14 protein-coding genes are annotated in these 19,180 nt (G+C 67.3%); 11 read left to right on the top strand and 3 right to left on the bottom strand.

All coding sequences use genetic code 11. The features are described 5' to 3' along the window. The coding region (locus tag AC1DBQ_RS13500) for an amino acid permease (protein WP_476928989.1) at nt 1-906 on the bottom strand (906 nt) is incomplete at its 3' end. Between the two features lie 112 nt (nt 907-1,018). Between AC1DBQ_RS13500 and AC1DBQ_RS13495 the strand changes: the two genes are divergently transcribed. Continuing rightward, the gene (locus AC1DBQ_RS13495) at nt 1,019-2,806 is read left to right on the top strand and encodes a PucR family transcriptional regulator (protein ID WP_476928988.1); all 1,788 of its coding nucleotides are present in this window, start codon (nt 1,019-1,021) and stop codon (nt 2,804-2,806) included. Here AC1DBQ_RS13495 and AC1DBQ_RS13490 read toward each other — a convergent pair. Further along, nucleotides 2,785-3,618, bottom strand: a complete 834-nt coding sequence (locus AC1DBQ_RS13490) for a nitrilase-related carbon-nitrogen hydrolase (protein ID WP_476928987.1) — start codon at nt 3,616-3,618, stop codon at nt 2,785-2,787. The genes AC1DBQ_RS13495 and AC1DBQ_RS13490 overlap by 22 nt on opposite strands. A 245-nt stretch (nt 3,619-3,863) precedes the next feature. Between AC1DBQ_RS13490 and AC1DBQ_RS13485 the strand changes: the two genes are divergently transcribed. From AC1DBQ_RS13485 to AC1DBQ_RS13440, 10 genes are all read left to right on the top strand, one after another. Next, nucleotides 3,864-5,054, top strand: coding sequence for an ROK family transcriptional regulator (locus tag AC1DBQ_RS13485; protein ID WP_476928986.1), 1,191 nt, complete (start codon nt 3,864-3,866; stop codon nt 5,052-5,054). A 130-nt stretch (nt 5,055-5,184) separates the two neighbouring features. Then, nucleotides 5,185-6,765 carry a multiple monosaccharide ABC transporter ATP-binding protein gene (gene mmsA / locus AC1DBQ_RS13480; RefSeq protein ID WP_476928985.1) on the top strand — a complete coding sequence of 527 codons (1,581 nt, stop codon included), beginning with the start codon at nt 5,185-5,187 and terminating at the stop codon, nt 6,763-6,765. 30 nt (nt 6,766-6,795) lie between these two features. Further along, nucleotides 6,796-8,064, top strand: a complete 1,269-nt coding sequence (gene mmsB, locus AC1DBQ_RS13475; protein ID WP_476928984.1) for a multiple monosaccharide ABC transporter permease — start codon at nt 6,796-6,798, stop codon at nt 8,062-8,064. 58 nt (nt 8,065-8,122) lie between these two features. Next, a complete protein-coding gene (locus AC1DBQ_RS13470) occupies nt 8,123-9,223 on the top strand; it encodes a substrate-binding domain-containing protein (RefSeq protein ID WP_476928983.1) in 1,101 nt (366 codons plus the stop codon). Nucleotides 9,224-9,555: 332 nt separating this feature from the next. Beyond that, complete coding sequence (locus tag AC1DBQ_RS13465) at nt 9,556-10,980, top strand: ABC transporter permease (RefSeq protein WP_476928982.1); 1,425 nt, start codon at nt 9,556-9,558, stop codon at nt 10,978-10,980. A gap of 2 nt (nt 10,981-10,982) precedes the next feature. After that, the gene (locus AC1DBQ_RS13460; RefSeq protein ID WP_476928981.1) at nt 10,983-11,690 is read left to right on the top strand and encodes an ABC transporter ATP-binding protein; all 708 of its coding nucleotides are present in this window, start codon (nt 10,983-10,985) and stop codon (nt 11,688-11,690) included. A 124-nt stretch (nt 11,691-11,814) separates the two neighbouring features. Beyond that, nucleotides 11,815-12,885, top strand: coding sequence for a Gfo/Idh/MocA family protein (locus AC1DBQ_RS13455; protein ID WP_476928980.1), 1,071 nt, complete (start codon nt 11,815-11,817; stop codon nt 12,883-12,885). 1,964 nt (nt 12,886-14,849) lie between these two features. Continuing rightward, complete coding sequence (locus tag AC1DBQ_RS13450; RefSeq protein WP_476928990.1) at nt 14,850-16,091, top strand: serine/threonine-protein kinase; 1,242 nt, start codon at nt 14,850-14,852, stop codon at nt 16,089-16,091. After that, complete coding sequence (locus tag AC1DBQ_RS13445; protein WP_476928979.1) at nt 16,088-16,612, top strand: mucin-associated surface protein; 525 nt, start codon at nt 16,088-16,090, stop codon at nt 16,610-16,612. Before AC1DBQ_RS13450 ends, AC1DBQ_RS13445 begins: the two co-directional genes overlap by 4 nt. Nucleotides 16,613-16,740: 128 nt before the next feature. Then, nucleotides 16,741-17,322: an SRPBCC family protein gene (locus tag AC1DBQ_RS13440; protein ID WP_476928978.1), complete on the top strand. Its 582-nt coding sequence runs from the start codon at nt 16,741-16,743 to the stop codon at nt 17,320-17,322. A 132-nt stretch (nt 17,323-17,454) separates the two neighbouring features. Here AC1DBQ_RS13440 and AC1DBQ_RS13435 read toward each other — a convergent pair. Then, nucleotides 17,455-19,180: NADP-dependent isocitrate dehydrogenase (locus tag AC1DBQ_RS13435; protein WP_476928977.1), on the bottom strand; the 1,726-nt coding region annotated here is incomplete at its 5' end.

Genomic DNA, 19,180 nt, shown 5'->3' with positions numbered 1-19,180 from the left:
GCCCCAGGGTCGGGCGCCGATGGCGGCGACGGAGACGAGCACGTAGATGCTGGTGACGATCAGCATGGAGAGCAGGATGGCCCGCGGGAGGTCGCGCTTGGGGTTGCGGGCTTCCTCGCCGGCCGTGGAGGCGGCGTCGAAGCCGATGTAGGAGAAGAAGACCCGTGAKGCCGCGGCCGAGACCCCGGCGGCGCCCATCGGCATGAGGGGTTCAAAGTGTCCGCCGTTGAACGCGGTGAAGGCCACGGCGCAGAAGAACAGCAGGATGCCGACCTTGATCAGGACAATCGCGGTGTTGATCCAGGCGCTTTCCTTGGCACCGCGGATCAGCAGCACCATGGCCAGCACCACAATGATGATTGCGGGCACATTCAGCACCCCGCCCGCTCCCGGCGGCTGCGACATGGCGTCCGGAAGCGTCAGGCCGAAGACCGCCAGGGCCTCATTGACGTACTGGCCCGCACCGACCGCGACGGCGGCCACGGAGACGGCGTACTCCAGAACCAGGCACCAGCCGCAGATCCAGGCCATGCCCTCGCCCATGGTCGCGTAGGTGTACGAGTAGCTGGACCCGGCGGCAGGCACCAGGCCGGCCATCTCCGCGTAGGACACGGCGGAGAGCAGCGCGGCGAATCCGGCGATGGCGAAGGAGATCCAGATGGCCGGTCCGGCGAGCGGCACGGATTCGCCCAGGATGACCAGGATGCCGGTGCCGAGCGTGGCGCCGACGCTGATCATGGTCAGCTGCAGTACCCCGAAACTGCGGACCAGCCGCGTGCCGCCGTGCCCGGTCTCGGCCTCGCTGACCAGCTGCCCGATCGGCTTGCGGCGCAGGAGCTGGGCGGCGAGCCCGGGACGGCCGGCGGCAGCCGGCGGGCGTTCCCCGATCAGAGTTGGCACAGTCATCGTTGACGTCCTTATYTTCAGTAGTGGTCGGTTTCCCCTGACCCACCCTAGGCTTGTGAGCCACCTCTCACAGAGGTGCAAAATGACTTATAGTCTTCAGTCATGAGACTTAATGCACTGTCGACCCGGTCGTGGGCCCGGCGTCCGGGCGGCCAGAACGGGAGCCGCGGCCGTGGCTGCTGAGGACTCGGAGCGGCTCGGCTTCGTCACCCTGGCGCAGTTCCTGCGCCAGCTTCCGGCGCTGAAGGTCCTGCACGACGGCGGCAACGGAGACGGGCGGCTGCGCTGGGTTGAGCCGAGCGAGCTGGAGGACCCGACCCCCTACCTGCTCGACGGCGAGTTCCTGCTCACCGCCGGCCTGCCGTTCGTAGGCGACGGCGGCAGCCAGGATGCGGTGGATGCCTATGTGCGGCGGCTGGTTGAGGCCCGGGTCGGCGCCCTCGGCTTTGGCCTGGAACCCTACTTCGATGCCGTGCCGGATACCGTGGTCCAKGCCTGCCGGCGGCAGGAGCTGACGCTGGTGTCCATCCCGGGGAACCTCCCGTTCKCCGCCCTGGGGCTCGAGTTCTCCCGGCTCCTCGAATCGGACAACGCCAAGACCTTCCGCCAACTGGYAGACACCAACCGGCAGTTGATGCGGGCGGTCCTGTCTGCGCGCCCCGAACATGAACTCCTCGCCKCCCTCGTGCAGCGTGTCCMGGTCTGGGCCGTGCTGGTCGGCACCGACGGCCGGGTGCGTGCCCGCGGCTCGGCCGCCCCGGGCGTTGATTCAGCCGCCCTGCAGCCGCTGCTGACCCGGCTGCTCGCCGGCAGCGGTCCCCGGGTGGAGATGGATTCGTTCGACGCCGCCGGCTCGTCGCTGGTCTTCGGGCATCCGCTGCGCAGCACCCGGGACGCCAACCTCGGCGCTCTCGTCATCGGCACGGACGCCGCGCTGACCCCGGCGCAGAACAGTGTTGTCTCCACCGCCGTCGGGCTGCTGGAACTGCTGGTCMGCCAGCGCACCAGCGGTTCCCTGGCCCCCAGCCAGCTGGCCACGGCGCTGCTCCTGCATCCGGAAAGCATGGCGTCAGGAACGGCACGGCASGTMACCGGGTTGAAGGACCTGCTGGCACAAAGCATTTCCTCCACCCGGTCCGGTCAGCTGCGCGTCATTCAGGGCCTCCGGCCGGACACCGCCGCCGGCACCGGCAGGACTGCGGACGCGCCGCGCCGCACGGGCGAGGGCCCGGTCCGTGAGCTGCTCGAGTGGCGGAGGCTGTTCGACACCAAACTGGTGGAGCTCACCGACTACGGCTTTGCCGCCATAACGCGCCTGAAGGTCGACGACGCCCTGCTCGCCGAGGTGGAACGGCTCGGGTGGCGCCTGGTGATCGGCAGCAGCACCGAATTCGCCGGCCTGGCGGAGGCCTACCAGCGAGCCTCGTCGCTGCGGAACCGCGTGCTCACKAGCCGCCGGAGCGCCCGGGAGGACGACGTCACGTGGTCCGTGACGGGCCTGCTGGGCGCCGAGGCCGGTGCCCTGCTGGCGCGGCGCCTGTTGGCACCCGTGCTCGCGCTTGAGCCGGAACGCCGCGACAGCCTGCTCGGCATCCTGCGGGCCTGGCTGGGCGAGAACGGCAGCTGGGACGCCACGGCAAAGGCCACGGGCCTGCACCGCAACAGCGTCCGCCGGCAGATCGGCATCATCACCGATCTGCTGGGACTTGACCTCAATCAGGCCCAGGCCCGCGCGGAGCTGTGGATCKCGCTCCAGTACCTGGGCGGCCTGGAGCTGCCMGGCGCCGCGGCCGGCTCAGCGGTCCCGGCCATGTCCGACGTCGTTGCGCCGGCTGCTGACTCCCCCGCCGCCCAGACCCGTGGCCGGACGACCGCCAGTCAGACGTCCCAGGAACGGTAGATGTCGGGCCGKCGGTCGCGCAGATACGCCACGGCGGCCTCCGGATCGTCCGCCCTGTCTGCGCCTTCGGCGGGGACCCAGGCGGCATTCACCGCCTCACCGAGCTCGGCAAACAGCAGTTCCGCCCCGGGGCCGGCCTCGGCCAGGACGGCTCCGTCCGGGCCCGCCACGATGCTGCCGCCGTGGAAGTTATAGCTGTCCTCCACGCCGGTGTGGTTGGCATAGGCGACCGTGAGCTGGTTCTCCAGGGCCCGGGCCCGGACTAGCACCTTCGGCACGGCGTCGAACCCGCCGGCGAGGGCCGTCGGCACCAGGAGCAGTTCGGCACCGCGCACGGCGGCGGCCCGTGCGGACTCGGGAAACTMGATGTCGTAGCAAATAACCAGCGACGTTTTGAGCCCGTGGAACTCCACGACGCCGGGGGCCGCTGCCGCCGGTACGAACGCCRCCCGCTCATCGGGGCCGAACAGGTGAACTTTKCCGTAGCTGAGCAGTTCGTCTCCTGACTCGTCCACAAGAGTCGCTGAGATATGCCATTCTCCTGCCGGCGTCACGGCGGGCAGGCTGTAGACCAGGGCGATGTTATGGCGCCGGGCGATCCCCGCCAGGGCCTCCCGGAGCGCAGGCAGCGTGGCAGGGTCGAAGTCCGCGCGCAGCCGGCCCGGCGCGTAGCCCACGGGGAAGAGCTCGGGGGTCAGCAGCAGCTGCGCCCCCGCGGCCGMCGCCGTGCGCGCCGCGTCATCCACCGCGGCGCAGTTCGCCGTCATGTCCAGCACGGCGGAGTTCGCCTGCATCAGGGCCAGCAGCACCATTACCACCTCAAGATTTTCCGGGCACCTCCGCAGGACCGCTGCGGACTCTCTGGTTCCAGCGTAGCTTCGGCCCATACGGCCTGCATTGGTGCATTTCCGCCCGGCTGTCCRGCAAGCAGGGCAGAACGTCCCGGCAGCGGAGCGTGCAAGCGCTAAGGGCCGCCCACGCCGCCGGAATCCTGCGGCACCGTTATCAATGCGTTAACTTCTTGACTACAAGCCGCGGATGCGTCACGCTTCATAGCATGCCCTCACCAACGCGCTCAACGAGGAGCCGAACTAAGAACCCGGGATCGCAGTCCGCGCTCCGGCATCTGAACCAGCAGCGGATCATCGAATGCCTCCTCGCTGGTCCTTCCACCCAGGCGKAACTGKCCCGCCAGACCGGCCTTTCCACTGCGACTGTTTCCAACATCGTCAAGATCATGCAGGACGCCGGACTGGCCTCGACCGAGCCGATCACCAGCTCCGGGCGACGGGCATTGAACGTACGGCTCAACAGCAACGGTGCCGTCGCCGTCGGGATCGACTTTGGCCRGCGCCACCTGCGCGTGGTTCTGGCCTCGCTCAGCTATCACGTGATCGCAGAGGAATCGGTCCTGCTTCCCCTGGGCCACCACGCGGAGGAGGGCATCCAGGCCGCCGTCGGCGTATTGGACCGGCTGCTCGCCAACAGCGGGGTGGAACGCAGCGCCCTGGTGGGTGCCGGCGTCGGAATTCCCGGCCCCATCGACCGGCGCACCGGCACCGTGGCGCAGGGAGCGATTCTGCCCGAATGGGTGGGCATCAACATCCTCAAACGCCTCGAAGAAGCCCTTGACCTGCCCGTTTTCGTCGACAACGACGCCAATCTGGGCGCCCTGTCCGAGGTCACCTGGGGGCCGCACAGCGGCGTCAGCAACCTGATGTTCCTCAAGATCGGTTCGGGCATCGGCGCGKGTCTGATCCTCAACGGCGCCCCGTACTACGGCAACGTGGGGATCACCGGCGAAATCGGCCACGCCACCATCCACGAACACGGGCTGATCTGCCGTTGCGGGAACCGGGGCTGTCTGGAAACCATCGCCTCCACCACCACCATGATCGAACTCCTGAGCCGCGGCGAGGACCGGCCCCTCACGCCMGGGGACATCGTCCGGAAAGCCCTGGAACGGGACTCCGCGACCCTCCGCGTGGTGGACGACGCCGGTCTCGCCGTCGGACGCGCCCTGGGCAACGTGGCGAACCTGATAAACCCGGAAGTCATTGTGGTGKGCGGTCCGCTGGCAGGCCTCGGCGAGCTCCTCCTGGACCCGATCCGGCGCGGCCTGATYCGCCACGCGGTGCCGGTCATCGGGGAGACCACCACCCTCACGATGTCATCCCTGGGCGACCGGGCGGAGGCCCTCGGGGCCACGGCCTTGGTCTTCCAGCACGCCGGAATCCGGCGGAACTAACCATTCGTTATCGGGCCGTTGCGTTAAAGACTTGACGACAAGGCCTGTGATCYAGTTTACTTTTCCATCAGACGGCCCTGCGGTTTGCAGGGGCGGACAACGAAGTCATGCATTGGAGGCGTAAGGGCAGATGACGTCCCTCAACACGCACAGTGATCCGCTAATCCTCGAGATGCGTTCCATCACCAAGGAATTCCCCGGCGTTAAAGCTTTGGCCGATGTGAGCCTGCGGGTGAAGGCCGGCGAGATCCACGCCATCTGCGGTGAAAACGGCGCCGGCAAGTCCACCCTGATKAAGGTACTGTCCGGGGTTTACCCGTACGGCACCTACACCGKGGACATCGTTTACCAGAACGAAGTCCAGGAGTTCAAGGACATMCGCGCCAGCGAGCACGCCRGAATCGTGATCATCCACCAGGAACTCGCGCTGATCCCGGAACTGTCGATCATGGAGAACATCTTCCTCGGTAACGAACCGACCAAGCGCGGCGTGATCGACTGGACCGAGGCCCGGAAGCGGTCCATCGAACTGCTGGCCCGGGTGGGGCTGCGGGAAGACCCGGACACCCCCATCAAGGAGATCGGCGTCGGCAAGCAGCAGCTGGTCGAGATCGCCAAGGCCCTGAACAAGTCGGTCAAACTCCTGATCCTGGACGAGCCCACGGCTGCGCTKAACGAGTCCGACTCCCAGCACCTGCTGGACCTCATGCTCGGCCTGAAGGGCCGCGGCATCACCTCGATCATCATTTCCCACAAGCTCAACGAGATCGAACAGATCGCAKATGAGATCACAATCATCCGCGACGGCAAGTCAATCGAGACCCTGAACGTCAAGGCCGACGGCGTCGACGAGKACCGCATCATCAAGGGCATGGTGGGCCGGACCCTGGAATCCCGGTTCCCGGACCACGAGCCGAAGATCGGCGACGTCCTCTTCGAAGTGAAGAACTGGAACGTCGGGCACCCGCAGATCCAGGACCGCCTGGTCTGCAAGAACTCCAGCTTCTTCGTCCGCCGCGGCGAGATCGTCGGGTTCGCCGGCCTCATGGGCGCCGGACGCACCGAGCTGGCCCGGTCCGTGTTCGGGCGTTCCTACGGCCGCTTCATCTCGGGCCACGTCTATAAGGATGGCAAGGAACTGCAGCTTAAGAACGTCCGCCAGGCGATCGACGCCGGGCTGGGCTACGTCACGGAGGACCGCAAGTCCCTGGGCCTGAACCTGCTGGACGACATCAAGGCCACCACGGTCTCGGCGAACCTGCGCAAGATCAGCAAGCACTTCGTGGTGGACACCAACAAGGAGTACATGGTTGCCGAGGAGTATCGGAAGTCGCTGCGGACCAAGACGCCCTCCGTCGAGGAAGGCGTCGCGAAGCTCTCCGGCGGCAACCAGCAGAAAGTCGTGCTGGCCAAGTGGATGTTCACCGACCCGGACGTGCTGATCCTGGACGAGCCCACCCGCGGGATCGACGTCGGCGCCAAGTACGAGATCTACGGCATMATCCAGAACCTGGCCAACCAAGGCAAGGCCGTGATCGTCATTTCCTCGGAACTGCCCGAACTGTTGGGCCTCTCGGACCGGATCTACACGATTTTCGAAGGCGCCATCACCGGCGTGCTGAACAAGGACGAAGCAAGCCAGGAAAGCCTCATGAAACTCATGACGTCCGCCCGCAAGACCGCCTCACCCTCTGGGACCATCCAGAACTAGCCGAACACCCCGGACACAAGGACTGAAACAATGAACGCGCTCAAGAAGCTCTTTGGCGGCAACACCCGCCAATTCGGCATGATCTTCGCCCTGGTTGCGCTGATCGTGTTCTTCGAGATTTTCACGGAGGGCCGCACGCTCACGTCGGGCAACGTCATCAACCTCTTCAACGGCAACTCCTACATCCTGATCCTCGCCATCGGCATGGTTCTGGTCATCATCGCCGGGCACATCGACCTCTCGGTCGGTTCCGTCGCCGCYTTCGTGGGCGTCTGCGTGGCCCTCTTCATCCGTGACTGGGGACTGCCTTGGTACATCGGCGTCCTGATGGGGCTGGGGCTGGGCATCCTGATCGGAGCCTGGCAGGGATTCTGGGTGGCCTACGTCGGCATTCCAGCGTTCATCGTGACGCTGGCCGGCATGCTGATCTTCCGCGGCGCCAACCAGTTGGTCGGCAAGTCGAACACCATCCCGGTCCCCACGGATTTCCAGTACCTCGGCTCCGGCTACCTGCCCGAGATCGGCCCGAAAACCGGCTATAACAACCTCACCCTGATCCTGGGCCTGCTCGGCGTCGCCTTCGTGATCTTCAGCGAGATCCGCTCCCGCCGCAACGCCAAGGCACTCGGCGCCGACGTCCCCGAAGCCTGGGTCAGCGTTCTCAAGCTGGTCCTGGTCTGCGGCGCCATCCTCTACGCCACCTACCTCTTCGCCACCGGCCGGCCGGGCACCTCCTTCCCGATCCCGGGCCTGATACTCGCCGTCCTGATTCTCATCTACGGCTTCATCTCCTCCAAGACCGTGATTGGCCGCCACATCTACGCCGTCGGCRGGAACCGACMCGCCGCCGAGCTCTCTGGCGTCCAGTCCAAGAAGGTCAACTTCCTGGTCATGATGAACATGTCCTTGCTGGCCGGACTCGCCGGCATGATCTTCGTCGGTCGCTCCACCGCTTCGGGTCCGTTCGACGGCGTCGGCTGGGAATTGGACGCCATCGCGGCAGTCTTCATCGGCGGCGCCGCGGTCACCGGTGGCGTGGGTACCGTGATCGGCTCGATCATCGGTGGCCTGGTCATGGCCGTGCTGAACAACGGCCTGCAGCTCCTGGGCGTCGGCGCCGACCTCACCMAGATCATCAAGGGCCTGGTCCTGCTGATCGCCGTCGCGTTCGACGTCTACAACAAGTCGCAGGGCAAGAGGTCGATCATCGGCATGCTGATGAAGAACTTCGGCCGCAGCAGCGAGATCAAGGCCGACGAGACCACCCAAACCAAAGAGGTCATCTCCCGGGGGATATGATCCGCTACCCCGAATCCCACAATTCTCCGCACACCACCAAAAGAAAGAGAACCAAGCAATGCGAATGATTGGTAAAGCAGGAAAGGCAGCAGCAATCGCTGCTATTGCGGCGGCGCTGACAGCCTGCGGCCGTTCCGACACCGGAACCACCAGCGGTTCTTCCTCCGGGGGCGAGGCCTTCCCGAAGGGCTCTTCTATCGGTGTCGCGCTGCCCCAGAAGACCTCGGAAAACTGGGTCCTGGCTGAGCAGCTGTTCAACGACGGCCTCACCAAGGCCGGCTACAAGCCGGATGTGCAGTTCGCCAACGGCGGCGTTTCGGATCAGCAGAACCAGATCAGTGCCATGATCACCAAGGGCGACAAGCTCATCATCGTCGGTGCCATCGACGGTGCGCAGTTGGGCACCCAGCTCAAGCAGGCCAAGGACGCMGGCGCCACGATCATCGCGTATGACCGGCTGCTCCTGAACACCGAAAACGTGGACTACTACGTGGCCTACGACAACTTCAAGGTCGGCGAACTCCAGGGCCAGGCGCTGCTGGACGGCATGAAGGCCAAGAAGCCKACAGGCCCGTACAACATCGAGCTCTTCGCCGGTTCCCCCGACGACGCCAACGCGAAGGTCTTCTTCGACGGCGCCATGAGCGTCCTCAAGCCGAAGATGGACGACGGCACCCTGAAGGTCCTCTCCGGCCAGACGAGCTTCGAGCAGGCCGTTACCCAGGGCTGGAAGGCAGAGAACGCCCAGAAGCGCATGGACACCCTGCTCGCCGGAACGTACGGCAGCGCCGCGCTTGACGGCGTGCTGTCCCCGAACGACACCCTGGCCCGCGCGATCATCACCTCCGTCAAGGCCGCCGGCAAGCCGATCCCGGTTGTCACGGGCCAGGACTCCGAGGTTGAGTCAGTCAAGTCCATCATGGCGGGCGAGCAGTACTCCACCATCAACAAGGACACCAACGCGCTCGTTGAGCACTCGATCACCATGGTCAACGACATCCAGGCAGGCAAGAAGCCGGAGATCAACGACGACAAGTCCTACAACAACGGCGTCAAGGTTGTTCCCGCGTACCTGCTGAAGCCGGTCATCGTGACCGCCGAGAACGTCCACACGGCCTATGTCAACGATCCGGTACTTGGACCGATCACCAAGCAGTAGTTCCTGACCAGCATTTCCTGACTCAGGCGCAGGTTCCGCCGGCGCCAGCCAGACACGAGAGCCCCGGCTCCCCCGCAAGGGAGGGCCGGGGCTCTTGCGTTGACTGTCGCCTTCTGCTTGCTTCCTTCTGCTTGCTTCCTTTTGCCTCCTCCCTTTTGCCTCCTCCCTTTTGCCTCCTMCTTTTTTGCCTCCTCCTTTTTTGCCTCCGGCAAAGCGCTTCACAGCGGATCCATAGCTTCACCGGGAGGTTCGCACAGCAGCCCGTACCACTGTGGGACCAGCCGCCGGACAGTGGGTCCGGCAAGAGACACCCAAGAAAAATTAGGAGTACCGTGAGCGTTCTTGCCCGGAGTGTAGGCAACGCCTTTCGAAACAAGGTCAGGACCGCCGCTGTGGTGGCCGTGCTGGCCGTAGCAATCGGACTTGCCCTGGCCATGCTCGTGGCCAACCAGGCCGTCACCGGCAAGGTCGCCGAGCTCAATGCCTCCGTAGGCACGGTCCTGACGGTCAACCCGGCCGGCGGCCAGGGGTTCGAAGGCGGAGGCGAGCCGTTGACCGCAGCGCAGGCGGCCACCGCGGCCGCCGTCCCCAACGTCACCAGCGTGGTCGGCACCAAGGCACTGCGCCTGCGCAACGMCGCCGAGGCCGCGTCCGGACGGACAGGCCAGGGCGGCCCCGGCGGCCAGTCGGCCACGTCCGTTACCACGAGCCTCACCGCCRCAGTCGACGCCGGCACGCTCGGGAACCGGAATCAGGCCGCCTCCGGAGCTTCCGKAAGCAGCAGTACCTCCGGAAGCGCCACGACCGCCACCACCCAGGCCGCGCCGTCGTTCTCGCTGCCCGTCACCGCAACGGGCATCGGCGCCGAGGTGGACTCCACCGGCAAGGCCCTGCAACTGACGCAAGGCACCGGCCTGGGCGACTACACGGCCGCATCCACTGGCGCCCTGCTGGGCACCACACTGGCCACGAAGAACGGCCTGAGCGTGGGCTCKACGTTCACCATCAAGGACCAGACCTTCACTGTCAAGGGACTCTTCGACGCCGGCACCGCCTTCGGCAACAACGCCCTCTACGTAACGCTCCCCACCGCCCAGACCCTCGCCGCGCTGCCGGGCGAACTGTCCACCATGATCGTCACGGTCAACAGCATGGAGAACGTCGACGCCGCCAAGACCGMCCTGCAGGCCGCCCTCGGCTCCGACAAGGCGGACGTCACCCAGGGCCAGCGGAACCTGCAGACCGCCGTCAGCTCGCTGGGCAGCGTCAAGAACATCTCCTTCATCGCCTTCGCCGCGGCCCTCGCCACCGCCGGCCTGATCATCCTGCTGATCATGGTCATGCTGGTCCGCGAGCGCCGCCGCGAGATCGGCGTCCTGAAGGCCATCGGAGCACCCAACCGCACCATCGGCCTGCAGTTCGTGCTGGAGGCCCTCGTGCTGGTGGCCATGGGCAGCGTGGTGGGCGCCGCCATCGCGTCCTTCGCCAGCGGAGGCATCGCCAGCGCCCTCATCAGCTCAAGCAGCAGCACGACTGCGGCCACCGGCCAGCGCGGCGGCCCCGGAGGCTTCCCCGGCGGCCGGGGCGGTGCCTTCGGCGGGGCCAGCCAGCTGCTGACCTMCGTCACGGCGAGCGCCTCCCCCGAGATCATTGCCACGGGCATCGCCGCGGTATTCGGCGTCGCCATCATCGGGGCCCTGGTCCCGGCCCTGCTCACCGCACGCATCCGCCCCATCGAAGTCCTCCGAGGAGAATAGCCATGATCGAAGTGAAGAACCTGGTCCGCACGTTCAAATCCGGTGACCGGACCATCAAGCCGGTCAACGACGTCAGCTTCGAGCTCGAACAGGGCACGCTGGCCTCGATCGTGGGCAAGAGCGGCAGCGGCAAGAGCACCCTGCTGTCCCTGCTCGGCGCGCTCGACAAGCCGACCAGCGGCGACGTGGTGGTCAATGGCGTGAGCCTGGCCAGCATGCCGGACGCCAAGCTGACGAACTACCGGCGCCGGGACATCGGATTMGTCTTTCAGCAGTTCAACCTGATCCCGAACCTCTCGGCCGTGGACAACGTGATGCTGCCGATGGAGTTTGCCGGGGTGCGCAAGGCCGCCCGGCTCGAGCRTGCCCGGCAACTGCTCGAGCAGGTCCAGCTCGACCCGGACAAGCACGTGCGGCGCATCAACCGGCTMTCCGGCGGCGAACAGCAGCGGGTGGCGATCGCCCGGGCKCTGGCCAACGAACCGAAGCTGATCCTGGCCGATGAACCCACCGGCAACCTCGACGAACAGACCGGCGAGCACATCATCGAACTCCTCAGCGCGCTCAGCCGGGACCACAACACCACCATCCTGGTGGTCACCCATGACCGGTCCCTGGCCAATAAGACCGACCGGCGGTTCCGGCTCCAGCAGGGCCGGCTCACGGAGGAAACGGCCCGGCCCCGTGCAACCGCGGCCGTGACCGGCTAACGGCGGCGCTGCGGGCGGATCCCTRCCGGTCCTCCCGCAGCTTTTGCCCCCAAAACCCAATCCCTCCCGCAGGTCCCGCCCCCAAAACCCAATCCCTCCCGCACGTGGGTGAGAAGATGGCACCATGTCTGCCCCCATCGCGAAGCCGTGGCTGTTCAGCCAGCCGGACCAGGATCCCCGCACCGCCACCGGCGCCCGGCTGCGCTGGGGGATCATCGCCACCGGCGGGATCGCCGCAGCGCTCACCCGCGACCTCGAACTTCTGGCGGATGCGGAACTGCATGCTGTCAGCTCCCGCACCCAGGCGGCGGCCGACGCCTTTGCGGCCGACTACGGCTTTGTCCGCGCCTACGGCGACCACGACGGTGTTAGCGGCTACGACCGCCTACTGGCGGATGACGCCGTCGACGTCGTCTACGTCGCCACGCCGCACGCCCACCACCACGAGATCGCCCTGGCCGCCCTCAACGCCGGCAAGCACGTGCTGTGCGAGAAGKCCCTCACCATCAACGCGCGGGAAGCCGCCGAACTGATCGCGGTGGCCCGGGCTAACGGATTATTCCTTATGKAAGCGGTGTGGAGCCGTTTCCTGCCCAGCATGCAGCGGGCGTTCGAGATCGCGGCCTCGGGCGAGATCGGTGAGGTCAAGTGGGTCGGCGCCGACCTCGGCTTCCCGGCACCGTACTCGCCGGGTTCCCGGCTCTGGGCACMCAAGGACGGCGGCGGCGCCCTGCTGGACCTGACGGTCTACCCGCTGCTCTGGGCGCTCGGCACGCTGGGGTTCCCGCAAACAGTCAGCGCCACCGGCTGGCTCAACGACGACGGCGTGGACGCCCAGAACGCTCTGACGCTCGGCTACCACCACGGCGCGCAGGCCCAGCTGACCTCTTCATTGCTCGCGCATGGGCCCCGTACTGCCACCGTCGCCGGCAGCAAAGGCTTCCTCCAGACCTCCGGCTCCATCAACAACCCGAAGGAGCTGCTGGTCAGGGTTGGCTTCGACGATCCGCGCACGGAGCAGTTCACGACGGTGGGTCGCGGCTACACCTACGAGCTCCGCGAGGTCACGCGCTGCATCCAGCAGGGGCTCACGGAGAGCCCGGTCATGCCGCTGGAGGACTCCCTGAACACCATGCGGCTCTTCGACGGTGTACGCGCGCAACTCGGAGTGAGTTACCCGAACGACGCTCACTGACCACCTCCCGCGGGCCGCGAACCCGGTAGGGGCCCAGTGTCTCGGTATGCCTACAGTTTCGGTGCTGCTCTGGACTCGCCCGTCGGGGCCGACTTACCCTGTAGGCAATTGTCTACTCTTMCCGGAGCGGGGGTGCGCGCATGGATCCAGCAGCGTCGCCCTCCCGCGMGGGCCGCAGCCTCCGCCCCCTGCGCCGCGTCGTCTTGGCGGCCCTAGCCGGCGCCGCCTGGCTGACGCTTTCAKGCACCGCCGCCCAGGCGGACGACGCGTGCACGATCTACGGGCCGGCCGGTGACGAGCACGGGACTGTAGCAGCTGCCGAATGCGCGGATGCCGACGACTTCCCCGTTCCCGCCCTCGAGGGCTCCCAGGTGCCTCTGGAGTCCGATCCGGCCCCGTCGGGCACGTGGGCCGCGGGCGCCGTTCCTGCGCTGGTAGTAGCCTCGGCGGACGCTTCCCCTGCCGTCKCCTCGAAAGACGGCGCAGATGACGCGCGGGTCGCTGCTGACGAGGCTGCTAAGGGAGCCGCTGGAATTGYCGTTGGGAATGCCGCGCCAGTTCCGGACGCGCCACCGCCCGCAACTGATCCCGGACCTCCTGCCTCCGATCCGGCGGTATCTGATCCTTCACCCGCGCCAGGCKCCGCCCCGCCTTCCACTTCGCCTGCCKCGGACGCCGCCGTCCCGGCCGCGGATCCGCCTGTTCCTGGTGCCGGTGTGGTTCCGCCCGTCGTGGACCCGGCCGTTCCTCTGGTGGACCCGGCCGGTCCAAGCACCGGCGCTGTTCCGCCGGTCGTGGTCCCCGCGGCTCCGGCRGATCCGGCCCCACTGCAACCCGGTKACTCTGCCGCCGTCGTTCCGGGCGTGCTTCCGGGCGCCGTTGTTCCGGGTGACGGCACAGCGGCCGCAACGCCGGCCGCCGTCGTCGGCGCCTCCCCGCCAGCCGACAGCGCGAAGGCAGCATCGCAGGATCAGCCAGCGCCCGCCGCCCCCGTGGGTCCCCCGGCCCCCGGCCCGCTCCCGACATACCGTCCTGCGGTTACCCCGGTCACCTATGCCGGTTTGCTGATGTCGGAACCCGTTTCTGCGGCGCCCGTCCAGTCGGCCGCTGCCCCACCAGCCGAACCCCCTGCCGGCACCGGTGGACCGCCGGCTTCCCCCGGCACCCCCGGTCCGAGCCCCTGGCATGGCGGCACAGGCCTGCCTGCCCCTGACGCGCTCCCGGCTGCTCCGGGCTCGGGGTGCGGCAGCGGTCAGTCCTCCAACGGGCCTGCCGGAACGGCTGCCTGGATGCCCGGCCTGTACTTCTGCCTGCCCACAACAGGGGCCGACCCCATCACCGGTCCGCTCCAGCACGAATACGCCGCCGTTAGCGCTGATCCCGGTTCTTCTCCTGACTAGTCGGGCCGTCTCTGTCTCCACAGAGCACGGCCCGTCGGGCTGCCTTGGCCGCCCGTTAACAGTCACCCAGGAGATTTCCCAATGGACTCAACCGTCCGCCGCCGGGTTGCCGGCACCCCAAGTCGCACCCGGCTGATCCCATCAGCGCCGTCACCGATTGCACCGCAAAACCCGGCACCGCCAAAGTCCGCACAGTCAAAGTCGGCCCCCCCAAGGTCCGTGCCGTCGGAAGTGCTGCGCGCCCCCKCGCATCCGGAACGCTCAGGCCAGCATCCGCGCGCCGGATGCAAGGCCCGCCCGCCGTAACGTACTGCCCGCTCCCCTCGAGGTCCTGTGACCGCCGGAGCGAGGTCGTTGGGTCCGCTGGGGGACCCAACGGCATTCACTGGCTCCGGCGGTTAGGGCACCTGCGAGGGAGCGGCCCGTCAACACAAACCCGTCAACAAAAGAGGTCCGTTGCCGGCCGCGGCGCATCCGACACAGACCCGGGTGACGGCAGCCGATACCCGTCCCCGTATTATTCTTGTGGAGCGCCGCCGTGGCGCACAGGGAAGATACGGGGACATCGTGGACAGTTCGCCCAACAGCATCATGGCGGAGCCCTTGGGCGGCCGCTATCAGCTGGGGGATGTGATTGGCCGGGGCGGCATGGCATCGGTCTACACCGCCAAGGACCTGAACTTGGGCCGGGACGTGGCGCTGAAGCTCTTCGCACCGCAGTCGGCCGATCCGGATGAACTCCGCCGCCAGGAGGCCGAGATCGAGTTGCTGGCCACCCTGAACCATCCAAGCCTGGTGACGTTGTTCGAMGCCGGGACGGACACCCGGATTCCCAATGAGCCCAGGCCCTTCCTGACCATGGAACTCGTGGACGGCCAGGATCTGCGGACCAGGATCCGGCATAGTCCCCTGCCCCTGGACGAGCTGGCCGTCGTCGGCGCCGGGATCGCCGACGCCCTCGCCTACGTCCACGCGCTGGGCATCGTTCATCGGGATATCAAGCCCGCCAACATCCTTCTGGTGCCGGTCCGGCCGGGCGAGCCGCTCCGTCCCAAACTCACCGACTTCGGCATCGCCCGGATCATCGACGGGACCCGGCTGACGGCTACGGGAACCATGGTGGGAACCGCCGCCTACCTCAGCCCGGAACAGGCCCGTGGCGCCGATCTCGGACCGGCGAGCGACATCTACTCCCTCGGCCTGGTCCTGCTCGAATGCCTCAAGGGCCAGGTCGAGTACCCGGGCAGCGCCGTCGAATCCGCCGTAGCCCGCCTGCACCGCGCCCCCGCCATTCCGGCCGAAGTCCCCGCCGAGTGGGCGCGGCTCATCCGGGCCATGACCGCGCTGGACCCCCTGGACCGTCCCTCGGCCGCCGAACTCGAGGCGGCATTGCGCTATGCCCTGGTTTCCCCGGGGTCCCTGCCCGGGCCCGTCAAAGGGGTTCCCACCCGTGTGCTGCCGACACCGCCGTCTAGGCCCCGCCGGCGGCCACGGCACGGACTCGCAGCACCCTCGGCAACACGCCCGCTGAACCTACCGGATCCGGATGCTCTCCCGCGGCGGCCGCGCCGCCGCCCCTCAGTTTCCCGGCCTTCCCGCTTTTCTGCCGGAACAGCGTGGTTCCGCCGTGCCGGGCTCMGTACCCGCGTGGCCCTGGTGCTCGCCGTCGTCGCTGTCCTGGCTGTGGGGGCTGCGGTCGCGGTCACGGTCTCCACTCCTGACGCTCCCGACGTCGTCCCCTACCCCGCCGTCACAGGGCCACTCGGCGACCACCTGAAGGACCTGCAGAAGAGCGTGGAACCATGAGCAATCGTCTAACCTCCYGCCGGGACCGCAGGGGTTCCAGCTACCGGACGCCGGCGGGACTCCTGGCGGGAGTGCTGCTGGCCGGAGCGCTGGCCGGCTGCGGCTCCCCCGCACCCGAGCTAGACCGGGACGCCGCCAAGCAGCTGCAATCCGAGGTCCTTTCGGTCAGCCAGGCTGCTGCCGCCGACGACCCCGCCGGCTCCCTGAAGCTCCTTGACGGGCTCCTGACCCGGCTGGACGCTGCCGCCTCCAGCGGCAAGGTTTCCTTCAAACGGCACCAGAGCATCAAGTCAGCGATCGACGCCGTCMGGGCTGATCTCGCCGCGCAGCAGGCGGCCGCCGAACGCGCTGCGGCGGACAAAGCGGCGGCGGAACAAGCGGYCGCGGCACAAGCGGCTGCGGCACAGGCTGCTGCCGCGGCCGCCGCCGCCCAGGCACCCGCAGCCCCCACCGTCGTCGTTCCGGCCCCCGCCCCGGCGAACAGCGGCAAGGGCAAGGGAAAGGAAAAGGGGAAGGGCTGATCCCCGACCGCCATCGTCAGTCTGCTTACTATTTCGATGAAAGCCCGCTAGCGTGGAGGAACGGCTTAGTGCCGGTCAACGACAAGAATCGCGGACTGCCGTCCGCCAATCGAAGGAGTGACGCCTGCATGGCAACTGTTCAGGAATCCATCGAAGTCAATGTTCCGCTGAGCCAGGCCTACAACCAGTGGACGCAATTCGAGGAATTTCCACTCTTCATGAGCGGTGTGGAATCCGTCAGTCAGCTGGATGACACCACTGTCCATTTCAAGACCAGCATCGGCGGGGTCCGGCGCGAATACGATGCGCGGATCACCACGCAGGAGCCGGACCAGCGAGTGTCGTGGGAAAGCCTCGATGAACCACGGAACGCCRGCACGGTCTGGTTCGAGGAACTCGGCGACTCCGGAACGAACGTAAACGTCGAGCTGACCTGGGAGCCGGACTCGGCTGCGGAAAAGATCGGCGCGGCCATCGGCCTCGACTCCCGTCAGGTTGCCGCCGACCTGAAGAGATTCAAGCAGTTTATCGAAGATCGGGGTGCCGAGACGGGCGGATGGCGCGGACGCGTGGACGGAGTCGCGGCGGGCGCCGCCACCGCCGTTCCGCTCCAGGAAGAAGTGGGCTTCGCCGAGCCTGCCTTCCAGCATGTGGACGCCGATCCCGACATTGCTCCMGAGCCGCCGTTCCGCCAGGACCAGCAGCGCTGACCMGGCGTTCGCGCTGATCCGGTGCGTGGTTAGTCGTTCCGGACGGGCAGCAGAACGCCCCGCGTCCCTTCCGGGAGGCGGGGCGTTCTTCGCGATCGCGGCCTGAGCGCTGTCGCAATGCTGCGACGGAGGCTACTTGGTCAGCATCCCGAGGACTTCGCTGAACTTCGCCGACGGGCGCATGACGGCGGAGACCTTGGCCTCATCGGGGCGGTAGTAGCCTCCGATGTCCACCGGAGAGCCCTGCACGGCCAGAAGCTCGCCGGTGATGGTTTCCTCGTTGGAGTCCAGCGCGCCTGAAACGGCAGCGAAGGCGGCGGCCAGCTCGGCGTCGTCGTTCTGGCGTGCCAGCTCCTGGGCCCAGAACTTGGCCAGGTAGAAGTGGCTGCCGCGGTTGTCCAGCTCGCCGGCCTTGCGCTTCGGGGACTTGTCCTCCAGCAGGAACGTGCCGGTGGCGCGGTCCAGGGTGTCGGCCAGAACCTGGGCACGGGCGTTGCCGGTGCTGGTGGCAAGGTGCTCGAAGCTGACGGCCAGGGCGAGGAATTCKCCCAGGCTGTCCCAGCGCAGGTGGTTTTCCTTGAGCAGTTGCTGGACGTGCTTCGGGGCGGATCCGCCGGCGCCGGTCTCGAACAGGCCGCCGCCGTTGATCAGCGGAASCACCGAAAGCATCTTGGCGCTGGTGCCGAGTTCGAGGATGGGGAAGAGGTCCGTGAGGTAGTCACGGAGCACGTTGCCGGTGACCGAGATGGTGTCCTCGCCCTTGCGGAGGCGTTCCACCGTGAAGGCCGTGGCCTCGTCCGGGGACATGATGGAGATCTCCAGGCCCTCGGTGTCGTGGTCCTTCAGGTATTCCTCGACCTTGGCGATCATCTGGGCGTCGTGCGCGCGGMCCTTGTCCAGCCAGAAGACGGCGGGTGTGGCGGAGGCGCGGGCACGGGTGACGGCCAGCTTGACCCAGTCGCGGATCGGCACGTCCTTGGTCTGGCAGGCGCGCCAGATGTCACCCGGGKCGACCTGGTGCTCGACCAGCACGGTGCCGGCGTCGTCGACAATCTGGACGGTGCCGGCGGACTGGATCTCGAACGTCTTGTCGTGGMTGCCGTATTCCTCMGCGGCCTGGGCCATGAGGCCGACGTTCGGAACGGTCCCCATGGTGGTGGGGTCGAAGGCGCCGTGGGCGCGGCAGTCGTCGATGACGACCTGGTAGATGCCGGCGTAGCTGCTGTCCGGGAGGACGGCGAGCGTGTCGGCTTCCTGGCCGTCGCGGCCCCACATGTGGCCCGAGCTGCGGATCATGGCCGGCATCGAGGCGTCGACGATCACGTCGGAGGGCACGTGCAGGTTGGTGATGCCCTTGTCGGAATCGACCATGGCCAGTTCGGGGCCCTCGTTGAGGCCCTTCTCGATGGCTGCCTGAACGTCGCCGCGGATCTCCTCGGGGAGGTCCTCGAGGCCGTTGAGGATGGAGGCCAGGCCGTTGTTGGGGCTCAGGCCGGCCGCGGCAAGCTGCTCGCCGTAGGTGGCGAAGAGATCGGCGAAGTAGGCCTTGACGACGTGGCCGAAGATGACGGKGTCCGAAACCTTCATCATGGTGGCCTTCAGGTGGGCGGAGAAGAGGACGCCTTCCTTCTTGGCCCGGGCAACCTGGTCAATGAGGAACGCATCCAGGGCGGCAGCGCGCATCACGGTGCCGTCGATGACCTCGCCGGCCAGGACCGGGAAGGCGCGCTTGAGGACCTTGACCGTGCCGTCTTCCTTGACGAGCTGGATCTTGATGTTGGTGTCCGCATCGATCACCACGGACTTCTCGTTCGAGCGGAAGTCGTCGGCTGCCATGGTGGCCACGTTGGTATTGGAC

Source organism: Arthrobacter sp. 10T413_2 (genome assembly GCF_056394205.1).
This window is presented reverse-complemented; position numbering and strand designations above follow the sequence as displayed.